5 protein-coding genes and 1 pseudogene are annotated in these 6,231 nt (G+C 68.4%); 3 read left to right on the forward strand and 3 right to left on the reverse strand.

Annotated elements, in window-relative coordinates:
* On the reverse strand, window positions 1-639 hold a 639-nt coding region (locus GRX66_RS15420), incomplete at its 3' end, for a MutS N-terminal domain-containing protein (protein ID WP_449271469.1).
* A gap of 623 nt (window positions 640-1,262) precedes the next feature.
* Here GRX66_RS15420 and GRX66_RS15425 point away from each other — a divergent pair.
* The 3 genes from GRX66_RS15425 to GRX66_RS15435 all read left to right on the forward strand — a co-directional run bounded on the left by GRX66_RS15425 (window position 1,263) and on the right by GRX66_RS15435 (window position 4,649).
* A complete protein-coding gene (locus tag GRX66_RS15425; protein WP_159527340.1) occupies window positions 1,263-1,838 on the forward strand; it encodes a hypothetical protein in 576 nt (191 codons plus the stop codon).
* Window positions 1,839-2,280: 442 nt separating this feature from the next.
* Window positions 2,281-3,141, forward strand: coding sequence for a protein translocase subunit SecF (secF, locus tag GRX66_RS15430; protein ID WP_159527341.1), 861 nt, complete (start codon window positions 2,281-2,283; stop codon window positions 3,139-3,141).
* Window positions 3,138-4,649, forward strand: a complete 1,512-nt coding sequence (locus GRX66_RS15435) for a preprotein translocase subunit SecD (RefSeq protein WP_159527342.1) — start codon at window positions 3,138-3,140, stop codon at window positions 4,647-4,649. The genes secF and GRX66_RS15435 overlap by 4 nt, the downstream gene beginning before the upstream one ends.
* Before the next feature lie 21 nt (window positions 4,650-4,670).
* Here the strand turns inward: GRX66_RS15435 and GRX66_RS15440 are convergent, their stop codons facing one another.
* Window positions 4,671-5,528 (reverse strand): hypothetical protein, encoded by an 858-nt coding sequence (locus GRX66_RS15440; protein WP_159527343.1) that lies wholly within the window; start codon window positions 5,526-5,528, stop codon window positions 4,671-4,673.
* 109 nt (window positions 5,529-5,637) lie between these two features.
* Window positions 5,638-6,231: pseudogene (locus GRX66_RS15445) on the reverse strand (dehydrogenase); the annotation flags it as partial.

The raw sequence follows: 6,231 nt of genomic DNA on the forward strand, positions 1-6,231 counted from the left end.
CCCGAGACTCTCCAGCGCGCCGTCGCCGAACTGCTCGCGGACGCTGTGGGCGGCCTTCCCGGGCGCGAACGCGTTCGCCTCGTGAAGCGTCAGCGTTGCGTCCGCGCGCTCACGGATTGCGCCGAGGAAGTCGTCGTCTCCCCGGAGGTCGGGGCCCGGCAGCACCTCCTCCGGGCTGAACCGGTGGAGCTCCGTCACCGCCGCCGTTTCGCTGTCCGCGTCGGTCACGTGGAACTGCCCCGTCGTCACGTCCACGAACGCCAGCCCCCAGTCGTCGTCGCGGACGATCGCTGCGAGGTAGCGGGCGTCAGCCCCGGTCGAATCCACGAACGTGCCCGGCGTCGCGACGCGTTCGATGTCGCGCTCGATGTCGCCGCCGTCCTCGGACTGGTCGGCGATCGCGACCCGGTAGCCGCGCTCGACGAGCGCCGCGAGGTACGGCGTCAGGTCGTCCACCGGCACGCCCGCCATCGGGTACGACGACCCGTGCGCGGACTTCTCGGAGACCTGCAGGTCCAGGACCTCGGCCACCTCGCGGGCGTCCTCGGCGAAGAACTCGTAGAAGTCACCGACCTGCATCGCCAGCAGGTCGGCGTCAGTCCCCGCCTTCAGGTCGAGGAACTCCTCGACTATCCCCATGGCGTCCTCCGCGCGGTCATGATTGCAGTGGTCGGTCGGGAGCGCCCAAGAAGGCTCCGGGTCGAGGCCGCGCCCGGGCGCAGCCACTGGTCCGCTGGAGCGACGGGTGACTCGGCGACTGTCCGCAACGCCATTCCGGCGCAAGGTGCGTCAGCCCGCGGTAGGTCGGCTACGGCCCAAGTCTCTCCCTCGCGCCGCGACCTCGAGAGCGGCTGCACGGTCCCGAAGTGACCTGCCGAGTTCCCGGCAATCCCTCCACAGACAGTCGTATCAGGGAACGGAGGGAAAAACGATAGAACTCTTCCCAGTCGGGGGATTCGTATGTCAGTCACACCGAACAGGTCAGTCTGGTTCGATAACCTTCTTTGGGGGTGACTGAGTTGGCACTAATCCAAACTCAGGGTACAGCACCGAAAAGGGCAGCTGGTAGGACAACTGTCCCTTTTCACTCCGGCCGCATAAGCTTTGCCCGGCGTAGTGGCGACACTATCCGGGGACGGCGGAGTGGAACTCGGTGTTCCCCGAGAGGCACCACCGATGGGAACAGTCAGACTCCACGACGCATCCGGCGTCACGCGCTTCGAGGTATCGGCACTCGACGGCGTCCACCGGCTCGACGTACGGTGGCCGTCAGAAAGGCCAGCGAGGGCGGCCGGTGCGTCCACCACGTCCACCGACGGCGCGGCGGCGTCCAGCAACGCCCGCGCAGGCGACGAAGCAGACCGCAGCGACGACGTCACCGAACCGGGCGACGACTCCGGTGCGCGACCGGGGCTCAGCGACCGGTCCGCCTGGCTGCTGGTCGTCCCGCTGGCAGCCACACTGGTCGGCGTCGCCGTCGGCCTCGTCTTCGGATTCGGGGTCTTCGACACCGGCACGCCCGGCGACGCCACCCTCCTCCCGTACGTCTCCTCGTCCCGTACTTCCTGGCGGGCCTCGCCGGAACGCTGTGGCTGGTCGAGGACGCGGCCAGCCTCGCGGACTCGGACGCCGACTGGCAGCCCAACCCGTGGCTCTACGTCGTTTCCGGCGCGCTCGTCCTGGAAATTGTCGTTGCCCTGCCCGTGCTCCGTGGCGAGATCACGACCGGCATCGTCCCCTACCTCGCCGGCGGCCTCGTGCTCGCCGGCGTGCTGTCCTCCGTCGTGACCGGACCGATCTACTTCGTCCGTCGCCGCAGAAATCTGAACGCAGCGTAACTGACTCGTCGGTCACGCGGTCGAGAACTCTCCCACCGCAAACAAGGCCGAGCAGCGCACAGCGTCCCCACCCGGGTCAGACGAACGCCGCGAACACGTACGCGAACAGCACGACGGCGAGCACGACCGAGAATCCGACGAGGCGGTCGGCGACCGGGCTCCTGGGCGTGTCGGACCACCGCTCGATGCCGCCGTCGTCGCCGTTCTGATCGGCGTCCCGTCGGCGCAGGCGTTCGGGCCGCCGATCCAGCGCGTCGTCGGCGCCGCACTGCTCGTGTCGGCGGGCTACGTCGGCGTCCGGAAACGCCTGCCAGCACTCTCCTCGTGGCTCTCACAGCGGGTTCCGAAATCGCTCAGGCGGCACGTCCCCGAGCGATTCGTTCCGTAGGGCCTCCAAGCGACGATAAGAAGCCTTATCCTCCGCGGCGACCCAGCGCCATTCATGCCTAGTTTCGAGGTCCCGGACGTCGACCTCAGCCAGTACTCCATGCGGGAACTGTTCGCACCCCCGATGGCGGTACTGGCCGTCGCGCTCCTCGTCATCGGAGCGTGGGTCGCCGTCACGGGAGCGCCGGTCAACTACGGTATCGAGTTCACCGGCGGCACGGAACTCGTCGTCGAGAGTGACGCATCGCAGTCCGAAGTCACCGCGGCCTTCGAGCAGGACCACGACTCCATCCGGTCGATTGGGACTGGCGGGAACCAGTACCTCATCACGTTCCAGTCCGAGGACCAGCAGTCGCTGAACCAGCAAGCCACAGACGCCGGCTTCGAGGTGGTGCAGTCCTCGAGCACGGACCCGACGTTCGGGAGTTCCACCCAGAGTCTCGCAGTGCTCGGCGTCGGCATCGCGTTCCTCGGCATGAGCGGCGTCGTCTTCCTCTTGTTCCGGACGTTCGTTCCGAGTATCGCCGTCGTGCTGTCCGCGTTCAGCGACATCGTCGTCCCGGTCGCGCTCATGAACGTCCTCGGCATCGACCTCTCCCTGGGGACCGTCGCCGCCCTCCTGATGCTCATCGGTTACAGCGTCGACTCCGACATCCTGTTGAACAACCACGTCCTCCGGCGGTCCGGCGGCTTCTGGGAGAGCGTCCACCGCGCGATGCGGACGGGTGTGACGATGACCGTCACCTCCATCGTCACGATGGCGGTCATGACTGTCGTCTCCTACTACTTCGGCATCGAACTGCTCACGGACATCGGTCTCGTGCTCGTGTTCGGGCTGACTACTGACCTGATGAACACCTACATGATGAACGTCACGCTGCTGCGCTGGTACAAGTTCGAGGGGGTGGCGCGATGAGCTGGCTCCGCGAGAACTGGCGCGTCGCGTTCCTCGTCGTCCTCCTGCTGGCCAGCACCGTCGCGCTGTTCGGGCCGAACGTGGCCGGCGACGAGGCCGCCGAAGCGAGCGCCGACCGCGCGACGAACCTCCAGTACGGCCTCGAACTGTCCGGCGGCACCAGACTTCGCGCCGCGGTGGTCGGGGCGACCGCCGAGGGCGTCGACGTGACACAGGACAACGAACAGGCCATGGAGCGGGACGTGGCGGAGGCGCTGTCACTGGAATCCAGAGACGTCCAGGCGCGCATCGCGTCGAACGTCGTCGAAGTGTACTCCGAGAACTCGACGGACGAGGTCCGGGGCGCGCTCGACGACCTCGGGTACGGCTATGACACCGTGCGCGACGGCGTCACGGGGGAGACCCGCGAGACCATGCGCGAGACCATCGCCAGCAAGGTCGGTGGGGCCGGTTTCTCCGGCGCGGACGTGACCACGACGGAGACCCAGACCGGCGAGAGGTACATCGTCGTCGAAGTCCCCGGCCAGAACGCCTCCCAGGTCCGGGGGCTCATCGCGGGCCGCGGGGAGGTCGAACTGTGGGCGTTCTACCCCGAGAACGGCAACCAGACGAACGCCACGGTCCTGACGCGCGAGGACTTGGCGGACATCAGCCCGCCGCGCGTCATCAACGAGCGCCCGTCTGTCCCCGTCGTGCTCACCGACCAGGCCGCACCCAGGTTCGCCGAGGACATGCGGAACTACGGGTTCACCACCGGGAACGGCATCAGTAACTGCCAGTATCCCGAGGGCGGCTACTGCCTGCTGACGGTGCTGGACGACGAAGTCGTCTACGACGCGAGCATGGGCTCTCGCCTCGCGAGCAGTCTCGAGGACGGCGACGACTTCACCAACGACCCGCGGTTCTTCATCACCGCGAACTCCATGGAGGAGGCCCGGGAACTCCAGGTGAACCTGCGTGCGGGCGCGCTCCCCGCTGAACTGGACTTCCAGGACTCCTACTTCGTCTCCCCGAGCTTCGCGGAGCGGTACAAGCCGCTGTCGCTGGTGACGGGCATCGCGGCCGCCGTCGCGATGGCGCTGGTGGTGTTCCTCCGGTACGGCGACCCGCGCGTGGCCGTCCCGATGGTGTTCACGGCGCTGTCCGAGGTGGTCATCCTGCTCGGGTTCGCCGCGGTGAGCGGCCTGGCGCTGGACCTCTCGCACATCGCCGGGTTCATCGCCGTCATCGGGACGGGGGTGGACGACCTGGTCATCATCGCCGACGAGGTGATGACCAAGGAGATCGACTCCAACCGCGTGTTCAAGAGTCGGTTCCGGAAGGCGCTGTGGGTCATCGGCGCGGCCGCGGTCACCACCATCATCGCGATGAGTCCGCTCGCGGTGCTCAGCCTCGGCGACCTCCGCGGGTTCGCCATCGTGACCATTCTCGGCGTCCTCATCGGCGTCATCATCACCCGGCCCGCGTACGGGGACATCCTCCGCCGCCTCGTCACGGGCCAGCACTGACGCGTCGCCGCCCGTCTCCAGTTACGCCGAATCCACTACTCGCACGGATCGCTGCTCGCTTCTGGCGGGCGTGTACAGCGAGAACTTCACGTCGGATTCGCCATCGCCGACCTCCTCGTCCGACGTGTCGGCGAGCACCCTGGTCTGGTCGATAGCCCGCGTCGCAGACTCGCCGGCGGGCACGAGTGGACGAATTGCCTCGACGGGTGTCGACGCGACGCGCGGCCCGTAGCGGTTCAATCCGCCGACGAACCGCGCCGGCGAATCACCACCGTTCGTGACGGTAACGGTGACCGACAGCGACCCGTCCGCGGCGACCGTCTCGGGTACCGAGAGGTCGACGGCGAACTCGGGGGTTGCTGTGAGTCGCTTGCGCAACTCGGCGTCGAGTCGGTACTCGCCACCGGGGTGGGCGAGAACCGCCGTAGAGTCGACCGCCTCGATGCTCCCCGGGAGTTCGAACGCAACCAGGCCGCCGCTGTCGGGCGCGTACTCGCGGCCCTCGCGCATCCGCCAGAGCCGGCGGCGCGCGTGCCCGGTCAGCGGCTGGTGGGTTTCGCCGTCGATTCGGAGCGCGTACTCTTCGAGTTCCGCCGTTCCCTCCTCGACAGTCGCCTGCGCGAAGAGGTACTGGCCGTCGTCGCGGACGGTGAGGTAGTCGACGTTGAGGTCCAGCGCTGCTGGCTGGAGAACCACGTCTTGTATCGACGTCGACACCGCGGGCGTGCTCGGCGTGACGGTTTCAGTGGTCGCTGTCGTCGCGCTGTTCGTCGTCGATTCCGCGACGGGGTCGGCGTCCCGGTCACCGGCGGACGTGCAGCCGGCGACGGCAGTGGAGAGGGCTGACGCGGCCACCGCGAGGTACGAGCGGCGTCGCATGGCTACCGGTCGCCCCAGACGCGGCATGTGTCTTGTGGAGGGCCGGTCCGCAGGTAGTGGCCCTCGCTTCCGCCGACCCTACTGCTCGATGTTTTCTCGAGCCGAACGCTCACTTCTCGGGCTTTCCGAACGCGAACAGCGTCATGGGCGCCTGGCCGGCGGCGCGCGGCGAGAGGTGGGCTGTGACCCGGTCGTCGTAGAACGTGAACCCGCGACCGCCGAGCGCACGGTGGGCGTACGTCGCGAGGTAGAGGCGGCCGAGCGCGATACCGCCCGCCAACTGTGCGACCCGGTAGCCGCGGTTGCCCGCGACGTCGTGGAGGCGGTCGACGTCCGTGAGGAGGTAGACGTTCGCTGCGGCGTCCCCCGACGCGCCCTGGTCGAGTGCGAGGTGGCCCGCCGTCCGGCGGTCGGTGTCGCCGACGCGCTCAAGGACGCGCTCGTCGGGGTGGTACTGGTAGGCGCTGCCGGGCACGCCGTCGACGGCGTGCACGAGACAGTAGCAGTCGAGCACGCGCTGGGTTCCGCCGGCGCCCACGCAGTCGAGGGGTGCGCCGCGGAGCGCGCGGTCGAGCACTGTGGCGAACAGGCGGTCGCTGATGGCGTCGTGGCCGTACTCGCGCAGCGACCCGCGGCGGCGGATGGTGGTCCCGAGCGGGCGACTCGACGCCGTCTCCCGGTCGACCGGGTCGAGCTCGACGAG

The organism is Halobacterium bonnevillei, from assembly GCF_009831555.1.
Classification (GTDB): domain Archaea; phylum Halobacteriota; class Halobacteria; order Halobacteriales; family Halobacteriaceae; genus Halobacterium; species Halobacterium bonnevillei.